This window comes from Actinocorallia sp. API 0066, from assembly GCF_020991275.1.
Classification (GTDB): domain Bacteria; phylum Actinomycetota; class Actinomycetes; order Streptosporangiales; family Streptosporangiaceae; genus Actinocorallia.
Genome location: NZ_JAJLQY010000001.1, coordinates 631,233 through 648,730, shown reverse-complemented (window position 1 = coordinate 648,730; position 17,498 = coordinate 631,233). Strand labels below are relative to the sequence as shown.

At 70.0% G+C, this 17,498-nt stretch carries 22 protein-coding genes and 1 pseudogene; 14 read left to right on the top strand and 9 right to left on the bottom strand.

Annotated features, from left to right (window positions below; all coding sequences use genetic code 11):
- Window positions 1-187: 187 nt before the first annotated feature.
- Window positions 188-1,156 (top strand): zinc-binding dehydrogenase, encoded by a 969-nt coding sequence (locus tag LO762_RS03045; RefSeq protein ID WP_230612124.1) that lies wholly within the window; start codon window positions 188-190, stop codon window positions 1,154-1,156.
- 115 nt (window positions 1,157-1,271) lie between these two features.
- Window positions 1,272-1,778, top strand: a complete 507-nt coding sequence (locus LO762_RS03040; protein WP_230612123.1) for an ABATE domain-containing protein — start codon at window positions 1,272-1,274, stop codon at window positions 1,776-1,778.
- Here the strand turns inward: LO762_RS03040 and LO762_RS03035 are convergent.
- Complete coding sequence (locus LO762_RS03035) at window positions 1,736-2,050, bottom strand: S24 family peptidase (RefSeq protein WP_230612122.1); 315 nt, start codon at window positions 2,048-2,050, stop codon at window positions 1,736-1,738. The genes LO762_RS03040 and LO762_RS03035 overlap by 43 nt on opposite strands.
- 93 nt (window positions 2,051-2,143) lie before the next feature.
- On the opposite strand from LO762_RS03035, the gene sodN reads away from it, so the two are divergent.
- The 4 genes from sodN to LO762_RS03015 all read left to right on the top strand — a co-directional run bounded on the left by sodN (window position 2,144) and on the right by LO762_RS03015 (window position 4,497).
- Window positions 2,144-2,539: a superoxide dismutase, Ni gene (gene sodN / locus LO762_RS03030; protein ID WP_230612121.1), complete on the top strand. Its 396-nt coding sequence runs from the start codon at window positions 2,144-2,146 to the stop codon at window positions 2,537-2,539.
- 132 nt (window positions 2,540-2,671) lie between these two features.
- Window positions 2,672-3,151, top strand: coding sequence for a GNAT family N-acetyltransferase (locus LO762_RS03025; protein WP_230612120.1), 480 nt, complete (start codon window positions 2,672-2,674; stop codon window positions 3,149-3,151).
- A gap of 72 nt (window positions 3,152-3,223) precedes the next feature.
- Window positions 3,224-3,652 carry an anti-sigma factor gene (locus LO762_RS03020; protein WP_230612119.1) on the top strand — a complete coding sequence of 143 codons (429 nt, stop codon included), beginning with the start codon at window positions 3,224-3,226 and terminating at the stop codon, window positions 3,650-3,652.
- A 125-nt stretch (window positions 3,653-3,777) separates the two neighbouring features.
- Window positions 3,778-4,497, top strand: coding sequence for an RNA polymerase sigma factor SigF (locus tag LO762_RS03015; protein WP_230612830.1), 720 nt, complete (start codon window positions 3,778-3,780; stop codon window positions 4,495-4,497).
- A 33-nt stretch (window positions 4,498-4,530) separates the two neighbouring features.
- Here the strand turns inward: LO762_RS03015 and LO762_RS03010 are convergent, their stop codons facing one another.
- Window positions 4,531-4,947: a hypothetical protein gene (locus tag LO762_RS03010; protein WP_230612118.1), complete on the bottom strand. Its 417-nt coding sequence runs from the start codon at window positions 4,945-4,947 to the stop codon at window positions 4,531-4,533.
- A 41-nt stretch (window positions 4,948-4,988) separates the two neighbouring features.
- On the opposite strand from LO762_RS03010, the gene LO762_RS03005 reads away from it, so the two are divergent.
- The 3 genes from LO762_RS03005 to LO762_RS02995 all read left to right on the top strand — a co-directional run bounded on the left by LO762_RS03005 (window position 4,989) and on the right by LO762_RS02995 (window position 7,118).
- Window positions 4,989-5,921, top strand: coding sequence for a diacylglycerol kinase family protein (locus tag LO762_RS03005; RefSeq protein ID WP_230612828.1), 933 nt, complete (start codon window positions 4,989-4,991; stop codon window positions 5,919-5,921).
- 333 nt (window positions 5,922-6,254) lie between these two features.
- Window positions 6,255-6,518 (top strand): WhiB family transcriptional regulator, encoded by a 264-nt coding sequence (locus LO762_RS03000; RefSeq protein ID WP_230612117.1) that lies wholly within the window; start codon window positions 6,255-6,257, stop codon window positions 6,516-6,518.
- Window positions 6,519-6,722: 204 nt separating this feature from the next.
- Complete coding sequence (locus LO762_RS02995; RefSeq protein WP_230612116.1) at window positions 6,723-7,118, top strand: DUF5640 domain-containing protein; 396 nt, start codon at window positions 6,723-6,725, stop codon at window positions 7,116-7,118.
- 6 nt (window positions 7,119-7,124) lie between these two features.
- Here the strand turns inward: LO762_RS02995 and LO762_RS02990 are convergent, their stop codons facing one another.
- Window positions 7,125-8,663 carry a PAS domain-containing sensor histidine kinase gene (locus LO762_RS02990; RefSeq protein WP_230612115.1) on the bottom strand — a complete coding sequence of 513 codons (1,539 nt, stop codon included), beginning with the start codon at window positions 8,661-8,663 and terminating at the stop codon, window positions 7,125-7,127.
- A 33-nt stretch (window positions 8,664-8,696) separates the two neighbouring features.
- On the opposite strand from LO762_RS02990, the gene LO762_RS02985 reads away from it, so the two are divergent.
- Both LO762_RS02985 and LO762_RS02980 read left to right on the top strand, forming a co-directional pair.
- Window positions 8,697-9,872: an 8-amino-7-oxononanoate synthase gene (locus LO762_RS02985; RefSeq protein ID WP_374201523.1), complete on the top strand. Its 1,176-nt coding sequence runs from the start codon at window positions 8,697-8,699 to the stop codon at window positions 9,870-9,872.
- Between the two features lie 108 nt (window positions 9,873-9,980).
- A complete protein-coding gene (locus LO762_RS02980; protein WP_230612826.1) occupies window positions 9,981-10,718 on the top strand; it encodes a GntR family transcriptional regulator in 738 nt (245 codons plus the stop codon).
- On the opposite strand, the gene hemC is transcribed toward LO762_RS02980, so the two are convergent.
- A complete protein-coding gene (gene hemC / locus LO762_RS02975) occupies window positions 10,715-11,701 on the bottom strand; it encodes a hydroxymethylbilane synthase (RefSeq protein ID WP_230612113.1) in 987 nt (328 codons plus the stop codon). The two genes, LO762_RS02980 and hemC, sit on opposite strands and share 4 nt — an antisense overlap.
- Window positions 11,702-11,853: 152 nt before the next feature.
- On the opposite strand from hemC, the gene LO762_RS02970 reads away from it, so the two are divergent.
- Window positions 11,854-11,973 (top strand): DUF397 domain-containing protein, encoded by a 120-nt coding sequence (locus tag LO762_RS02970; protein ID WP_230612112.1) that lies wholly within the window; start codon window positions 11,854-11,856, stop codon window positions 11,971-11,973.
- Window positions 11,974-12,101: 128 nt separating this feature from the next.
- On the opposite strand, the gene LO762_RS02965 is transcribed toward LO762_RS02970, so the two are convergent.
- The 3 genes and pseudogenes from LO762_RS02965 to LO762_RS02955 form a co-directional block, all read right to left on the bottom strand.
- A complete protein-coding gene (locus LO762_RS02965) occupies window positions 12,102-12,800 on the bottom strand; it encodes a DUF5753 domain-containing protein (protein WP_230612111.1) in 699 nt (232 codons plus the stop codon).
- A pseudogene (locus LO762_RS02960) lies at window positions 12,778-13,222 on the bottom strand (DUF6879 family protein). Before LO762_RS02960 ends, LO762_RS02965 begins: the two are co-directional and overlap by 23 nt.
- Window positions 13,223-13,294: 72 nt before the next feature.
- Window positions 13,295-13,666 (bottom strand): hypothetical protein, encoded by a 372-nt coding sequence (locus LO762_RS02955; protein WP_230612109.1) that lies wholly within the window; start codon window positions 13,664-13,666, stop codon window positions 13,295-13,297.
- 235 nt (window positions 13,667-13,901) lie between these two features.
- Here LO762_RS02955 and LO762_RS02950 point away from each other — a divergent pair, with 235 nt between their 5' ends.
- A complete protein-coding gene (locus tag LO762_RS02950) occupies window positions 13,902-14,798 on the top strand; it encodes a radical SAM/SPASM domain-containing protein (protein WP_230612108.1) in 897 nt (298 codons plus the stop codon).
- Between the two features lie 13 nt (window positions 14,799-14,811).
- On the top strand, window positions 14,812-15,621 hold the full coding sequence (locus LO762_RS02945; RefSeq protein ID WP_230612107.1) for a protein kinase: 810 nt from the start codon (window positions 14,812-14,814) through the stop codon (window positions 15,619-15,621).
- A gap of 107 nt (window positions 15,622-15,728) precedes the next feature.
- On the opposite strand, the gene bioB is transcribed toward LO762_RS02945, so the two are convergent.
- Both bioB and bioD read right to left on the bottom strand, forming a co-directional pair.
- The gene (gene bioB / locus LO762_RS02940; RefSeq protein ID WP_230612106.1) at window positions 15,729-16,724 is read right to left on the bottom strand and encodes a biotin synthase BioB; all 996 of its coding nucleotides are present in this window, start codon (window positions 16,722-16,724) and stop codon (window positions 15,729-15,731) included.
- The gene (bioD, locus tag LO762_RS02935) at window positions 16,717-17,448 is read right to left on the bottom strand and encodes a dethiobiotin synthase (RefSeq protein WP_230612105.1); all 732 of its coding nucleotides are present in this window, start codon (window positions 17,446-17,448) and stop codon (window positions 16,717-16,719) included. Before bioD ends, bioB begins: the two co-directional genes overlap by 8 nt.
- Window positions 17,449-17,498 lie beyond the last annotated feature (50 nt).

Here is a 17,498-nt window from a genome sequence, read left to right as displayed (position 1 = left end):
GCCCGCGACGGATCGCGCCAGGCCCTCCGCCGATGGGGTTCATGAGGTCTCCGTCCCTAGCTGTCACGCAAAAAGGACGAGACAGCACGGTGCTCCATGACCGGCAGTGGCGCGGATCACATTCCCCGGCCCGGTCGTCCGACCCCGCGCGACGGCCGCCGCGACCCGTCCGGTTAGGGTGCGGGCCATGTTCGCTGTGACCGCCGCGCGTATCGACGCGGAGAATCCGCTGACCGGACTGGAGACGGGCGAGCGCCCCGACCCCGTCGCCCCCGAGGGCTGGACGACCGTCACCGTCCGGGCGGCCGCCCTCAACCACCACGACCTGTGGACGCTGAGGGGCGTCGGGGTGCGCCCGGAACAACTGCCGCTCGTGCTCGGCTGCGACGCCGCCGGGATCGACGAGGACGGCAACGAGGTCATCGTGCACGCGGTGATCGGCGACCCGGCGCGGGGCGGGGGTGACGAGACCCTTGATCCGCGTCGTTCACTGCTGTCGGAGGTGCACGACGGCACATTCGCGGAGAAGGTGGTGGTGCCTCGGCGCAACCTGGTGCCGAAGCCCGCGTCCCTGTCGTTCGAGGAGGCGGCCTGCCTGCCGACGGCGTGGCTGACGGCCTACCGGATGCTGTTCGAGAAGTCCGGGGTGCAGCCGGGCGGCACGGTGCTGGTGCAGGGCGCGGGCGGCGGCGTCGCGACGGCGGCGATCGCGCTGGGCGCGGCCACCGGCTACCGGGTGTGGGCGACGAGCCGCAGCGACGCCAAGCGCAAGCAGGCGCTGGAGCTGGGCGCGGACGCGGTTTTTGAGGCGGGCGCGCGGCTGCCCGGCAAGGTGGACGCGGTGCTGGAGACGGTCGGCGCGGCGACCTGGGGCCACTCGGTCAGGTCGCTGCGGCCGGGCGGCCGGATCGTGATCTCCGGCGCCACCTCGGGCGACGCGCCCCCGGCCGAGCTGACCAGGGTGTTCTTCCTCCAGCTCCAGGTCGTCGGCTCCACGATGGGCACCCGCGACCAGTTGGCCCGGCTCGCGAGCCTCCTGGACACCTCGGGCGTGCGGCCACGGATCGACAGGGTGCTGCCGTTGACCCAGGCCAGGGACGGGTTCGCGGCGATGGCCTCCGGCGCGCACTTCGGCAAGATTGTTTTCACCATGTGAATCGCGCGCCATTCTCCGCCCCCGAGTTGAGAATTCCATCCTGCCCTCGCCTTTTCGTGCGATACTGAACTCCGGGGGCCGGAGCGGGCATTATGGAACAGCGTGAGGTGCTCTCGTGGACCTCGTCTCCTACGCGGACCTGGCGGTCGAACTCGTCAACACGCGGGAACCCGCGGTGGACGCGCTGCGCGATCTCGACACGCTCCGCTCCCTGCTGCTGATCCGCCCGCACCTCATGGGCCGGGTCACCTCCCGCGACCTGGAGGCCATGCGCCAGCTACGGCACGACCTGCGCAGCGTCTTCGAGGCGGCCGCCGCGGGCGCCGTCGACCGCGCCGCCGACGGCGTGAACCAGCTCCTGCTCCGGCACCCGATCCACCCGGCGCTGTCCAACCACGACGGGCAGGAGTGGCACCTGCACCTCTCCGAGGACGGCTCGGTGCCCGACCGTTACGCGGCGGGCGCGGCGATGGGACTCAGCCTCGTGGTCGGCGCCCGCGGATTCCGCGCGCTCGGCGTCTGCGCCGCCGACGACTGCGACAACGTCTTTCTCGCGGACGGGTCGGGGAAAAGGCGGCGCTACTGCTCCCCGGCCTGCCGCAAACGCAGCGGCGGCCAATAGCGGAACAGCACACGGCCGACGATCTCGGTGTCCGGGACCGCGCCGAAATCCCAGCTGTCGCGCCGTCCCGGCGCCTTCTGGTTGTCGCTCTCCAGCCACCATCCGCCGTCCTGCCGGAACGTGGCACGTTTCACGATGAGCGCCCCCGCGTGCCGGGCCACCACCACGTCGCCGGGACGGACCACGGCGCCCGTCCGGACGGCCAGCAGGTCACCGGGCGCGAGCGCGGGCAGCATCGAGCGCCCCTCGACCCGTACGGGCTTCCAGCCCATCCCCAACCTCCTCGATCACGCCGCACCCGCGCGGGAGTAATGTCTGAACGGCAAGATCCGATCCGCATCGACTCACGAAGGGAATCACGACCCGTGAGCGTTCTCCGACCCACCACCGTCGTCTCGGCGCACTGCGACCTGCCGTGCGGCGTCTACGACCCCGCGCAGGCCCGGATCGAGGCCGAGTCCGTCAAGGCGACCATCGAGAAGTACCACGCCAGCGACGACGACCAGTTCAAGGTCCGCGCCATCGCCATCAAGGAGGAGCGGTCCGACCTCGTCAAGCACCACCTGTGGGTGCTGTGGACGGACTACTTCAAGCCGCCGCACTTCGAGAAGTACCCGCAGCTGAACACGCTGTTCAACGAGGCGACCAAGCTGGCCGGCGCCGGCGGGACCAAGGGCAGCCTCGACGTGAAGGTCGCGGACGAACTCCTCGCCAAGATCGCGGAGATCGACGCCATCTTCTGGGAGACCAAGAAGGGCTGACCCTCGGCCCCCGGCCCCTGGCGGCCACCGACGACGCCCGGACGCCCGGCCCGCACCGGCCGCGGCTTCCGGGCGTCGTCGTGTCACGCCGCCGTCGGCCGCCGGACGACGGGACGCCGTTAGTCTGGCGGTATGAGCACGAAGGTCAGGGCCGCGACGCCCGCGGACGTCCCCGTCATCCTGGGGTTCATCCGCGACCTCGCGGAGTACGAGAAGGAACTGGACAAGGTCGAGGCCACCGAGGAGGACCTGCGCGCCGCCCTCTTCGGCGCCGAACCCAAGGTCTTCGCGCACCTCGCGCAGGACGCCTCGGGCACCCCGGTCGGCTTCGCCCTCTGGTTCCTCAACTTCTCCACCTGGACCGGCAAGCACGGCATCTACCTCGAAGACCTCTACGTCGCCCCTGAGGCCCGCGGCGGCGGCTACGGCAGGGCGCTCCTGGCCGAGCTGGCCCGCGTCGCCGTGGCGCGCGGCTACGCCCGCTACGAGTGGGCCTGCCTGGACTGGAACACCCCGTCCATCCGCTTCTACGAGTCCCTCGGCGCCAAGGCGATGAGCGAGTGGACGGGTTACCGTCTCGCGGGGGAGGCACTCCACGCCGTCGCGCGGTAGCGTGGCACCACGCCCGACGGGCCGGCACACGGTAGTTTCAAGGGAGCGGAGCAACCCCGAAGAGGGAGATACGTGACTGAGGAAACCGCTGCCATGACGGCAGGCACGAAGCTCACCCTGCGTGACGTGGTCACGGTGAAGCTGCCTGCCGCGAGTGCCTATCTGTCGGTGCTCCGCACCGCTACGGCCGGGCTCGCGGTACGGCTCGACTTCACCATCGACGAGATCGAGGACCTGCGCATCGCCGTCGACGAGGCGTGCGCGATGCTGCTCGCCCAGGCCGTACCGGGCACCGACCTGACGTGCGAGTTCGAACTGACCGGCGACGCCATGCGGATCGCGGTCTCGGTGCTGACGGTCGACGGCCGCACCCCGAGCCGCGACACCTTCGCCTGGACCGTGCTGTCGTCGCTGGCCGGCGAGGTGGACGCCACCACCGGCCCCGACGACCGGGTGACCGTCACGCTGCAGAAGCGGCGCGGCGCGGGTGGAGCTCCGTGACGCCGGCCGAGCGCACTTCCGAGGAAGAGCAGGAGGAGACGGTGACCGACGAGGTCGTTGTGCCGGAGCCTCCACGGTCCAGCGCGGTCCCCGACCGCACCCGGGCCAAGGAGCTGTTCCACACGATGCGGGCGCTGCCCGAGGACGACCCCGAGCGGCAGCGCATCAGAGACCAGCTGGTCGAGATGCACCTGCCGCTCGTGGAGTACCTGGCGCGCCGGTTCCGCAACCGCGGCGAGTGGCTCGACGACCTGGTCCAGGTCGCCACGATCGGTCTGATCAAGTCGATCGACCGGTTCGACCTGGAGCGGGGCGTGGAGTTCTCCACGTACGCCACCCCGACGATCGTCGGCGAGATCAAGCGCCACTTCCGTGACAAGGGCTGGGCCGTGCGGGTGCCGCGGCGGCTCCAGGAGCTCAAGCTGAGCCTCACCAAGGCGATCAGCGAGCTGGCCCAGAAGGAGGGCCGCGCGCCCACCGTCGCGGAACTCGCCGCCCACCTCCAGATGACCGAGGAGGAGGTGCTGGAGGGCCTGGAGTCCGCCAACGCCTACTCGACGGTCTCGCTGGACGCCCCCGACTCCGGGGACGAGGACGCCCCCGCCGTCGCCGACAGCCTCGGCATGATCGACGAGTCGCTGGAGGGCGTGGAGTACCGGGAGTCCCTGAAGCCGCTGCTGGAGAAACTGCCGCCGCGCGAGAAGAAGATCCTCCTGCTGCGCTTCTTCGGCAACATGACCCAGTCCCAGATCGCCACCGAGCTGGGAATCAGCCAGATGCACGTGTCCCGGCTGCTGGCCCGTACCCTCGCCCAGCTCCGCGAGGGCCTCACCGCCGAGGACTGAACGACCGGCTCCGCGAGGCCGTCTGGGCGCCGCCTAGACGGCCTTCTTCTCGCCCTCTTCGTCCGCTTCGCCGGACTCGGCGTACAGCGCCTCAAGGACGGGCTTGCTCAGCAGCGCCAGCAGGGCGACGGCCGCGACCGCGACCAGCGGGTACCCCCACCAGAGCTGGTCGCTCTGGATCAGTGAGACCGACACCGGGATCGCGAAGAGCTGGGTGAGCACCGCGGGTGAGCGGCTCCACTGCTGGGCCGTCCACAGGCCGCGCGCGACGTACAGGATCACCAGCCCGCCGCCCGCGGTGAACGCCGACACCGAGATCGCCGTCGCGAGGTTCTGCCAGTGCCCGAGGACCGTCTCGACGGCGATGGACAGCCCGAAGCCCAGGGCGGCGAGACCGGTCAGGGACTGGAGGGCGGCGGCGACGGCCAGCGCGCGGGGACGAGGTGACACGCCGTCAGGGTACCCCCGGATACGCTGGCGCGGTGCGCGCCATGTTGATCGCCAATCCGAAGGCATCGTCCACCACACGGCAGGTCCGCGACCTGTTGATCCGGGCCTTCGGCGGCCACATCGAGGTGGACCTCGCCGAGACCGGGCACCGCGGCCACGCGATCGAGCTGGCCGAGCGGGCCGCGCGCGAGGGTTACGACGTGCTCATCGCGCTCGGCGGCGACGGCACCGTCAACGAGGCCGTCAACGGGCTGATGGCGGTGCCGGGGACGGCCGAGACGCGGCCCGCGCTGGCGATCCTGCCGGGCGGCAACGCCAACGTGTTCGGGCGTGCCCTGGGCCTGCCGAACGACCCGATGCGGTCGCTCGCCGCGGTGCTGGGCGCGCTGCGGACGGGCCACACCAGGACCATCGGCCTCGGGCACGTCACGACGGCCCAGGAGGAGCGGTACTACACGTTCACCGTGGGTGTCGGGCTGGACGCGGAGGTCGTCAAGGCGGTCGAGGAGGCGCGCAGCAAGGGTTCGGGGAAGGCGTCGAACGCGCTTTATGTCAGGTGCGCGCTGCGCCAGTTCTTCACCGCGACGAACCGTTCCCGGCCCGCGTTGGAGGCCCGCGCGAACGGCAGGGTGGCGCGCGGCCTCTTCCTCGCGTTCGTCTCCAACACGTCGCCGTACACCTATCTGGGCCCGCGGCCGATCCTGCCGAGCCCGCGCGCCAGCCTGGGCGCGGGGCTCGACCTCTTCGCGATCCGGACGCTCCGGGCCGTCCCGGTGCTGGCCGCGCTGGCGCAGATGTTCGTGCCGGCGGCGGCCGGACCGCGCGGCCGGCACATCGTGGAATTGCACAGCGCGGAGAAACTCTCCCTGACCGCGTTCCGGCCGATCGCAATGCAGGTGGACGGCGAATATGTGGGAGAACGGGAGCACATGGAGTTCCGCAGTGTGCCAGCGGCGCTACGAGTGGTCATCTGAGACGCTTCCGCGACCCCGGAGAGCCGTGCCACAAAGGCGCTGAGACCTAACTCTCATTGCACTGAGCTGGGGTTTCGTCTATGGACAAGCACGGGCCCAGGGAATGTGTCATCCATGTTCCAACGGTGTGACACAACCAACAGCCATACCTGACGAAACCTTTCTCCAAGTACTTGCGCGCTCCATTGCCGCCCTGCCACGCTCAAAGTGCGCCGCGAGGGGCCCAACCGTTGGGATGCTGCGGCGCGCCTCCCCGAAGCCGCACCCCGGCTCGGGGCGACCGACATCGTGAAACCATTCACATGGGTTTCAGTGGCGAGAAGGAGTGGACGCATGGACTGGCGCCACCGCGCAGCCTGCCGTGACGTGGACCCCGAGCTGTTCTTCCCCATCGGCAACACCGGCCCGGCCCTGCTCCAGATCGAAGAGGCCAAGCAGGTCTGCCGCAAGTGCAACGTCAACGAGGCGTGTCTGCGTTGGGCGTTGGACTCCGGCCAGGACGCCGGCGTCTGGGGCGGGCTGAGCGAGGACGAGCGTCGCGCCCTCAAGCGCCGCGCCGCCCGTGCTCGGGCCCGCGCCAACACCGTCACCGTCTGACGGTTTCTGTCCGACGGTTCTGACGCGCGCCGTGCGCGGGAAGTTCGAGCGGTATGTCAGGCGGGCCTGCATCGTCCGGGACCCTGGGACACACCGCGCGGAGTTCCTGAGCCATGCCGTCCGCGCCGAGCGTTCCGCCCGTGACGTCCGGAGAGATCCCGGTCGGTGCGGCGTGCGGCGTTCCGTCCGTGTAGGTTCTGCGGCATGACACGGACGGTGATCGGCGGCCGGTGGACGCGCGCGGCTCTCGTCGCGGGCGCCGCCGCGCTGCTGCTGACGGCCTGCGGCGGCGAGGACCCGGCGCCCAAGACGCGCGCGACTGCGGTGCCGCCCGAACTCGTCGGCCCCTGGCAGGTGGCCGAGGGCGAGGGCACCTGGCAGTTCGACGCGCACGGCTCCTGGACGTTCTCCGTGCCCGGCTGCCGGGCCGAGGGCGGCTTCACCATCTCGGGCACGAAGCTGGAGATCATCAGCTCCACCCAGCCCGCCTGCGCGCCCGGCGTCCCCGAGTACGCGTGGTCGGTCGCCGACTCCACCCTCACCCTGATCCGTCCCGACGGGCAGCAGGAGGTCTTCGTCCGGCCGCCGAGCGAGACCTGACCCGCCTCACCCCGTGCGCTGCGGCGCGCGCGGCCCGAGCAGCGGCAGGTCCAGCACCACGCTGGCGCCGCCCGTCTCCCGGTTGCCGAACGCCAGGCTGCCGCCCAACTCCCCCTCGGTCAGCGCCCTGACGATCTGGATGCCGAGGCTGTCGGCGCTCTCCGGGTCGAAGTCCGGGGGCAGCCCCACCCCGTCGTCGCGCACCTCGACGTGCAGCCGCTCCTCCGTCCGCGAGACCAGCACCTCAAGGGTGCCGCCGCGCACCGCGAGCCCGTGCTGGAGCGCGTTCTGCAGCAGCTCGGTCAGGATCATCGCGATCGGGCTGGCGATCGCCGCGGGCAGCACCCCAAAGCTGCCCGCCCGCTTGGGATGGACCCGCGTCTCCAACGCCATCACCTCGCCCGACATCGCGATGACGCGGTCGGCGATCTCGTCGAAGTCGATCAGCTCGTCCGGGGTGTGCGACAGCGTCTCGTGCACGATCGCGATCGAGCCGACCCGGCGCACCGCCTCCTCCAGCGCCGCCCGCCCCTCCGGGATGCGCAGCCGCCGCGCCTGGAGCCGCAGCAGCGCCGCGACGGTCTGCAGGTTGTTCTTCACCCGGTGGTGGATCTCCCGGATGGTGGCGTCCTTCGTCATCAGCTCGCGGTCGCGCCAGCGCAGCTCGGTGACGTCCCGGATCAGCGCGATCGAGCCGATCTGCTCGCCCGAGACGATCAGTGGGATCATCCGCAGCTGCACGAACGCGCCGTGCGCCTCCACCTCGACCTCACGGTGGTTCTTGCCGCTGAGCATGCCGATGAACGACTCGTCGATCGGCGCGTTCGTCTCGGCCAGCACCGCCGTCGTCTCGCCCAGGTGGACGCCGACGAGGTCCGTGGCCAGGCCCAGCCTGCGGTACGCCGACAGCGCGTTGGGGCTCGCGTAGACGACGCGGCCCGCACGGTCCACCCGCAGCAGGCCGTCACCGACGCGCGGGGAGCGGATGAGGTTGGCCTCCGCGCCCGGCACCGGGAACCGCCCCTCGGAGATCATCTGGGCGAGATCGCTGGCGCTCTGCAGATAGGTGAGCTCCAGCCTTGACGGGGTCCGCGCCGAACTCAGGTTTGTGGAACGCTGGACCACCCCGAGCATCTTGGTCGTGCTGGAGCCGTACCTGGCGAGGATCGGAATCGACTCCTCCCGGACGGGGATGCCGCTCCCCCACTCCGGATCGCCCTCACGCACTATGCGCCGCTCCCGCCACGCCACGTCGATGAGGCCGCGCTTGCCCGTCCGCACCGCGCGGCCGACGAGGTCGTCGGGATAGGCGGTCGGGCCCGTCGTCGGACGCATCTGGGCCACGCAGATCCAGCCGTCGACGGTGCGCGGCGGCCACTCGGCCTCGGCCTCGCCCTCCTCCCGGCGCTGCGGCACCCACAGCACCAGGTCGGCGAAGGACAGGTCGGCGAGGAGCTGCCAGTCCGACACCAGCGCGTGCAGCCATTCGAGGTCGCGCTGATCCAGATCGGTCTGCCTGCGGACGAGGTCGGGCAAGGTAGGCACCTGCCCATCATTCCAGCCCGGCCACCTGGGAGGATGGGCCAGGTGAGCGACCGCACCCGCCATGACCCCATCCGCCGCCTGTCCGAGGCCACCGAGCGGCGTGAGACCGCCGGGCTGCGCCGCCTGCTGCGGCCCCGCACCGGCGACTTCGACGGCCTCGTCGACCTCGCCTCCAACGACTACCTCGGGCTGTCCCGCGACCCCCGCCTCATCGACGGCGCCGTGCGCGCGCTGCACGAGTACGGGACCGGCTCGACGGGCTCCCGGCTCGTCACCGGCACCACCCGGCTGCACGACGAGCTCGACCGCCGCCTCGCCGCGTTCTGCGGGACGGCGTCCGGACTGACGTTCTCGTCCGGGTACCTGGCCAATCTGGGGGCCGTCACCGCGCTGTCCGGGCCGGGCGCGCTCGTGGTGTCCGACCAGGTGAACCACGCGTCGATCGTGGACGCGTGCCGGCTCTCGCGGGCCCGCGTCAAGATCGTCCCGCACCGTGACGTCGCCGCCGTCGAGGCAGTGCTCGCCGAACGGGACGAGGAGGTCGCCGTCGTCGTCACGGACGCCGTGTTCTCCGTGGACGGCGACGTGGCGCCCCTGGCGGAGCTGCACCGGGTCGTCCGGGAGCACGGGGCGCTGCTGGTCGTCGACGAGGCGCACGCGCTCGGCGTCGTCGGGGAGCACGGCAGGGGCGCGGCGTGGGCCGCCGGGATCGCGGGCGAACCCGACGTCGTCCTCACCCTCACCCTGTCCAAGTCGCTCGCGTCCCAGGGCGGCGCCGTGCTGGGCGCGCCCGAGGTCCGCGAGACGCTGATCGACACCGCGCGCAGCATGATCTTCGACACGGGACTCAACCCCGCCGCCCTCGGATCGGCCCTCGCCGCCCTCGACGTGATCGAGACCTCACCGGAGCTGCCCGGCCGGGCCAGGGCCATCGCCCGGCGCGTCTCCAAGATCGCCGAAGGGCTCGGCATGGAGACCACAACACCCGACGCGGCCGTCGTCCCGGTGGTGCTCGGCGACCCCAGGAAGGCCCTGCGGGGTGCGGAGATCTGTCGGGAAAGCGGTTTCCGGGTTGGCTGTTTCCGGCCACCGTCGGTGCCGCAGGGCCGCGCCTGCCTCAGAATCACGGCGCGGGCGAGTCTGGACGAGGCGGAACTCACAGGTCTTGAGCGAGCGCTGGGGGAGGTCGCCCGCGCTGTGGCCCCGTAACCTGCTCGCGTAACATCGAGCCAAACCGGCGGTGAACAAGGAGCTTCGTTGGCAGCCGAACACGCTTTGGGCGACTACGGGCTCGCGAACCCGCCCGGCAGGCCGCAGATGCCGGGCAGCCCGCTCGCGAGCTCCCCCCGCGTGCCGAAGTACTACCGGCTGAAGGAGCTGCTGGTCGAGCTGATCACGTCGCTGCCGCCGGGCAGCCCGCTGCCGCCCGAACGCACCCTCGCCGAGCGGTACAGCACGTCCCGCACGACGGTCCGGCAGGCGCTCGCGGAGCTCGTGGTCGAGGGCAGGCTCCAGCGGATCCAGGGCAAGGGCACGTTCGTCGCCAAGCCGAAGGTCCCGCACCAGCTCCAGCTCGTCGGCTACACCGAGGACATGCGCCACCACGGCCTGCTCCCCGAGACCCGCATGCTCGACGTCGCCTACCTGACCGCCGACGAGCGCCTCGCCAACCTGCTCGGCATCCGCCCCGGCGGCCGCGTCCTGCGCATCCACCGCCTCCGCCTCGCCGACGGCGACCCCATGTCGATCGACTACACCCACCTGCCCGCCCGCCGCTTCCCCGGCCTGCGCAAGGAACTCTCCCGCAACCTCTCCCTCTACGAGACCCTCGCCGCCGCCTACGACGTCCACCTGGCCGAAGCCGAAGAAACCATCGAGACCGTCCTAGCCACCCCCTACGACGCCCAGATCCTGGGCGTAGACGTCGGCCTCCCCCTGATGCTCATCTCCCGCCAGTCCTTCGACACCACCGGCGAGCCCGTCGAATGGGCCCAATCCTTCTACCGAGGCGACCGCTACAAATTCGTCACCCGCCTCCGCCGCCCCGAAAACTAGTGGGGGATGCCGTCGATCAGGTCTCGGCCGCCTTTGCGGAGGAGATCTCCGGCGATGTAGGCCCCCAGGGCCGCCGCTTCGCGGGGGGCGGCCCAGTCATGAGAGCGGACGAACTGGCTACCGTCCCGAGTGAAGACCATGCCTTCGAGGGAGAGCTGTCCGTCGCGTTCGAACCTGGCGCGCCCGGCGATGGGTGAGTTGCAGTGGCCCTGGAGGCCGTGGAGCATCGTGCGCTCAGCCCGGACGCAGGTGCGGGTCGGCTCGTGGTCGAGCAGCCGCAGGAGTTCGGCGATGTGCCTGTCGCTCTCGCGGCACTGAACCGCCAGGACGCCCGCGCCGACGGCGGGGATCATGTCGAGGACTTCGTGGGGGCGTGCCAGGTCGAGGCGATCGAGGCTGGCGCGGGCCAGGACGATGGCGTCGAACTCGTTCCCGGCGTCCAGGCGGCCCAGGCGTGAGTTGACGTTTCCGCGCAGGTACTCCACCCGCAGGTCGGGGCGGATGCGGCCGAGCTGGGCTCGGCGGCGGACGGCGGAAGTGCCGACGCGCGCGCCGTAGGGCAGGTCGGCCATGGACTCGTGGCCGGAGCCCATGGGGAAGAGCATGACGTCGCCGGTGTCGTCACGCTCCAGGTAGGCGGGGAAGATCAACCCGTCCGGGAGGGGAACGTCGCCGGGGACGTCCTTGAGGCAGTGGACGGCGAAGTCAACGCCGCGGGTGAGCAGGGCCCGGTCGATCTCCCGCAGGTAGGCGCCCTTGCCGCCCAACTCGGAGAGGTCGCCCTGGTGCTTGTCGCCGGTCGTCATGATCCCGACGATCTCCACATCGACCCGGGCGAGCCGCGACACCATACCGGCGACCATCCGCGCCTGCGCCATGGCCAGCGGGGACGTGCGGGTCCCGAGCTTCAGACGGCCCTCCCCTGTCTCCCAGGAAAAGCCTTCCAGCTCACCACGTCGACGCGCGGGGACGATCTCCGTCATGGTTCGCGACCTGATTCTCTCGCCGGGAAAACGGACATGATCTTCAATGCACCACTCGACACGAGGCTATCTACGGGTGACACTCAGTCCCGCCCACTTTCGCGGGCGCGGCCCCCAGGAACTCACCGAGGTCGGTGACGTCGCCGGTACCCATGAGCACGATCACGGCCGTCGGGCTGCGCGACTCCAAGCATGTCGACCTAGGCCACCTGGCGGTGACCACTCCGCGATTCCGCTCGTTCATCCGCTCCATCAAGGCGAACGACCAGTAGGACGAAAGAAACAAGGTCCCAGCCCTCTGGGACCTTGGCTGCCCGCGTCACGAAGACGCTCGCACCTCGCCGGCGGGAAGCATCGGCGGGGCACGTCACTGACGGTAGAGAGGGCCGGGACTCAGCGTCTATGGAGTTTCAGGTTGTTGCGCGAACTCCTGCATCGCGGTCGTGACGAGTGCGCGAGCTTCGGGTCCGTAGACCGCGGAAGTCCTCAAGTGTTCGAACATCGTGAGATAGAGCGCGATTTCGCGGGGTTGGGTGATGTCGAGACCCGCTGAGACCAATTCGACCTTCACCAGGCGGTCGTCGTAGATCCAGAAAGGCACTTGGCTCCAGGCGGTGCGGTTCGCGCCCACGGGGATGAGGCCGACGGAGACGCGGGGCAGGGACATGACCGCCAGGAGATGATCGAGCTGGCCGAGCATCGTGGCGGGCGTCCCGACCTTCGTCCGGAGAACCTGTTCGGCGAGCAGGAACAGGAAGCGGTGGTCTCCGCTGTGGAGGAAGCGCTGTCGTTCCACGCGCGCCGCGACGGCCGCGTCCACGTCGTCGGGGATGCCGAGGAACGGAACCCAGAACCTGAGCAGGGCCGCGGCGTAGTCGGCGGTGTGGAAGAGGCCGGGGAAGATCGTGTGGTCGTAGACCCGGAAGACGCGGGTTCGCTCATAGAGCGGAACCGTCGATTCCTGGAGGCGGCGAAGGCCCGTCTGCAGGTCTCGGCGCCATTCCCGGTACATGGTCTCGATCGCGCGCAGCGAGGCGACGCCTCCCTGGCTGCTCGAACCGGATCGGACACCGGATCTAGCCGGGCTGGTAGTCGTCATGGGGGACGCCGAAGTCCCAGACCGCTTCGAAGAGTTCCCGGCATTTCCGGATGGTGTCGGGGTCTCGGGTGGCCTGGCGCCCGCACCAGTCCCTCGCCCGCGAAGACGAGGAAGACGACCAACTCGTCGTCGAAGAGCCAGAAGTCGTTTCCCGGGAACAGGGCTGTGGACACCCGCCGCCGCGGAATCCACCGGATGTCCTCTCCGGCGTCGGCCATCGGCTGGGCGACGTCGAATGCCCATCGTTGATAGGTCGACAGAGGTTCGGAGACGACCCGTGCCCGGCGCAGCGTCTTGCCCGCCGCGCGGCCTTCCCGGACCATGGCGCACCACGGATCGAGCCAGGCCAGATCGTCCGGTTCCCCCGCCGCCCAACGGGCGAGATGCGGAAGTTCGGTTTCGGTGCCATAACTGTCGCGCATCTCCAGGTGCAGAGCTTCCCGGCGATAGGCCGGAAACAGCGCGTGGAGTTCGTCGAACGAGAGGAGATCCATTCAGCCTCCGGTCAGCAGGAGCATGGTCGAGACCGGGATGAGCACACAGGTCTCATGGTCGGGGATGTTCATCTGGGCCAGCGTCTCAGGATCGGTCACCCGCGTTCCCCGGACGATGTAGTTGCTGTTCTCCAGGACGTGGACGATAGGCGGGACGAGGTGCCGCACCGGCCCACGTCCGTCCTCGGTGAGGAAGTCCATGAGCTTCGGCGTCACCTCCACCACGGTCTCGTCGTCGGTCAGGGTCAGTAGGGCGAGCACATCCGGGTCCGAGACGATCCAGCCCTGAACGATGTAGCTGTCAGCGTCGGTCCGGTAGAGGGTGGGCGATTCACCCGGCGTGGAGTCCTTGCCCAGGAACAGTAGGCGCATCGTGACACTCCCGTCCGAAGAGTTGCATGTTGTTGGGCACTACGAGACTCGGATTGCCGGGCACGACCGGTCAAGAGAGTTTCACAAGGTTGCACGATCCTCCATCCGCTGAAGAGATGCGCCGGCGAAGTTCATGCTGCTCATGAGCGCGCAAATACCTGAAACTTCGTGGACCTGCGGCAGATCTGTCAGCGAAGCTCCGCCAAGAGCCCCGTATCACGGAAGGCAGAACCGAGTGACCCTCAGCGACACCCGGCCGTCCACCTCCGGCAAACTCAGGATGCTGTGGCTGGACCTCACCCGCACATGCCAACTCGCCTGTGTCCACTGCCTCAACGACTCCGGCCCCGACAGGGCGCACGGCACCATGACCCGCGACGACTGGAAGCGCGCCCTGGACGAGGCCGCCGAACTCGGCGTCGGCATGGTGCAGTTCTTCGGCGGAGAACCGACCCTTCACCCGGACGCCGCCGAACTCGTCACCCACGCCGTCCGGGTCGGGCTTCCCACCGAGATCTACACCAACCTCGTCCATGTCCCCGAGCAGTGGTGGGAGCTGTTCCGGCTCCCGGACGTCAAGATCGCCACGTCGTACTACTCAGACGACGCCGACGAGCATGCCCGGATCACCCGACGACCGACCCACGCGCGTACCCGCGCCAACATCATCAAGGCGATCGACCTCGGCATCCCGCTGCGCGTCGGTATCGTCAAGGTCCTCGACGGACAGCGCATCGAGCAGGCGCGAGCTGAGCTGGAGGCCCTGGGGGTGGCCAGGATCGACGTCGATCACGTACGGCCCTACGGACGGGGTGGGCACGGCGGCTCCTACGACCCGTCCGGGCTCTGCGCAGGGTGCGGCACGGGCAGGGCTGCGGTCTCGCCCGACGGCACCGTCACGCCGTGCGTCTTCGCCAGCTGGATGAACGTCGGAGACGCCCGCGCCGACGGGCTCGCCGAAGTAGTGCGCGGCGAGAAGATGGCAGCCGCCCGCGCCGCCATCCGGGCCGCGGTCTCCGGCGGCGGCCCGCCCGACGATGACGATGACGATGACGACGACGGCTACGACCCCGAGCCGTTCCGCGAGTGCCGTCCGGGCTACCCGCCCAGCATCTGTCCACCGAGGAACTAGATCCAAGGACCACATGAACCTCGACATGCCGTCCGGCCTGGCTTCGGCGATCGCCCCGTATGTAGGAGAGTCGCGTTCCTTTCGTCCGCCTGTTGTTCGCGGGTACTCCTCCGACGTCACCGGCGTCGTGGAGGGGAGCGAGGGAAGGTTCTTCATCAAGGGGGTGCGCGGCGAGGGAGGGCACCGCGATTCCCTGCTGCGTGAGGCAGCGGTCAACCCTTACGTGCGGGAGTTCTCCCCCGCCGTCCGATGGGAAGCCGAGGAAGGCGACTGGCTTGTCCTGGGGTTCGACGTCCTGGATGACATCCGGGCAGCCGACCTCGCATCCGGCTCAGCGGATCTCACCGACGTCGCCGCCGTCCTCAACCGGATCAGCGACCTCCCCTGCCCGGACGTCGCGCATGGCTGGCAGGAGACACGCTGGAACCGGTTCCTCGACAACGACGCCGACCGCGCCCTCCTTCACGGCGACACGCTTCTCCACACCGACATCAACGCCCACAACGTCCTCATCGCACCGGACCACACCTGGGTCGTGGACTGGTCCTGGCCCACCGTCGGCGCCGCGTTCATCGACCCCGCCCTGCTCGTCCTCCAACTCGTCAGCGGCACACACACCCCGGCCGAAGCCGAAGAACTCGCCGCGACCTGCAAGGCGTGGAAGGACGCCGACCCGCGCGCCGTCGACGTCTTTGTCGCCGCGACCCTCCGTATGCAAACCAAGATCGCCCAACGCCACCCGCAGGAGACCTGGATCAAGGCCATGCTCAGCGCGACCGAAACGTGGGCCGAGCACCGAGGTGTTCGGCCGTCAGGAAAGTAGGAAGAAAGAAGAAAGCCCCGGCGCTCGATGCGCCGGGGTACTGCGGGCGGTTCGCCCGGGTCTAGCGGTGGGCGGCTCGGGGGCCGAGACCGGTTTTGGAATGGGTGTTAGAGGGTCTTGCTTAGGGCTTTTATGGGCATTTGGAGTTCGGTGAGGAGGTCTAGGTCTCGGGTGGCTTCTCGGCCTAGGGTTGTCAAGTAGTTGCCTACGATCATGGCGTTGATGCCGCCTAGGAGGCCGTCCTTGGTGCCCAGGTCGCCGAGGGTGAGTTCGCGGCCGCCGGCGTAGCGGAGGATGGTTCGGGGGAGGACCAGGCGGAAGGTGGCGATGGTCTTGAGGGCCTCGGTGCCTTCGACCAGGGGGAAGCTTTCGAAGGGGGTGCCGGGGCGGGGGTTCAGGAAGTTGAGGGGGACTTCGTGGGGGTCCAGTTCGGCCAGTTGGGCGGCGAACTCGGCGCGTTGTTCCAGGGTCTCGCCCATGCCGATGAGGCCGCCGCAGCAGACCTCCATGCCGGCGCCGCGGACCATCTGGAGGGTGTCCCAGCGCTCTTCCCAGGTGTGGGTGGTGACGACCTTGGGGAAGTGGGAGCGGGCCGTCTCCAGGTTGTGGTTGTAGCGGTGCACACCCCACGACGACAGGTCGTCCACCTGCTCCTGGGTGAGCATGCCGAGGGAGCAGGCGATCTGGATGTCGACGGCCGCGTTGATCGCCTCGATGCCGGCCTTCACCTGCGACATCAGCCGCTTGTCCGGGCCGCGTACCGCGGCCACGATGCAGAACTCCGTCGCGCCCGTCTTGGCCGTCTCCCGGGCCGCCTCCACCAGCGACGGGATGTCCAGCCACGCGGCCCGCACCGGCGAGGCGAACTGGCCGGACTGGGAGCAGAAGTGGCAGTCCTCGGGGCAGCCGCCGGTCTTCACCGAGACGATGCCCTCGACCTCGACCTCCGGCCCGCAGTGCCGCATCCGCACCTCGTGCGCCAGCCCCAGCAGCTCCTCGAGCCGCTCATCCGGGAGGGAAAGGCACTCCAGCGCCTGCGCGGCGTCCAGGCCCCTGCCCTCTTCCAGCACCTGCTGCCTGGCGGTCGTGAGGATGTCAGTCACGGTAAGCGCCTTTCTGGTGGTTGACTCGGAAGGTACCAGCGTCGAAGATCCCGCCGAAGACCGGGGAGAGCCCCGTCCGGGCGGCGAGAAGGAACTCGGGGGCGTCCATCCGCCCCGCCCCCGCGGGGAGCGCCCCCGCGAGCGGCCGGGCCGCCAGCGTCTCCAGGTCGCGCAGGTTGGCGCGCATCGCGAGGTCCGGCTCGTCAGGCCAGGACCCGAGGACGATCCCGGCGAGCTGGACGCCGCGGTGGGCCAGCGCCTCCAGCGTCAGAGCCGTGTGGTTCAGGGTGCCGAGATCCGGCCGCACGGTGACGACGACGGGCGCGCCGAGCCAGCGCGCGAGGTCCGCGATCGTGTTGCCCTCCTCGTCGAACCTGACGAGGAGGCCGCCCGCGCCCTCCACCAGCACCAGGTCGCGGCTCGCGGCGAGCTCCCTGATCAGCGGCACGCACTGCGGCAGTTGCAGCGGCGGCAGCCCGCGCAGCCGCGCCGCCGCCGCGGGCGACAGCGGGTCGGGGAACCGGCGGCCCTCGTGCAGGTCGGTGATCCCCGCGAGCCGGCCGACGACGGCGAGGTCGCCGGGATCGTCGGGCCCCACCCCCGTCTGGGCGGGCTTCACGACGGCGACCTTCGCGCCCCGCGCCGCGGCCAGCGCGGCGAGGGCGGCCGTGACAACTGTCTTTCCGACCTCGGTGTCGGTACCGGTGACGACGAGCACACTCACAGGACCCGACCCTAGCCCCGCGCCCCGACGCGGCCGCTTCGCGGATTCAA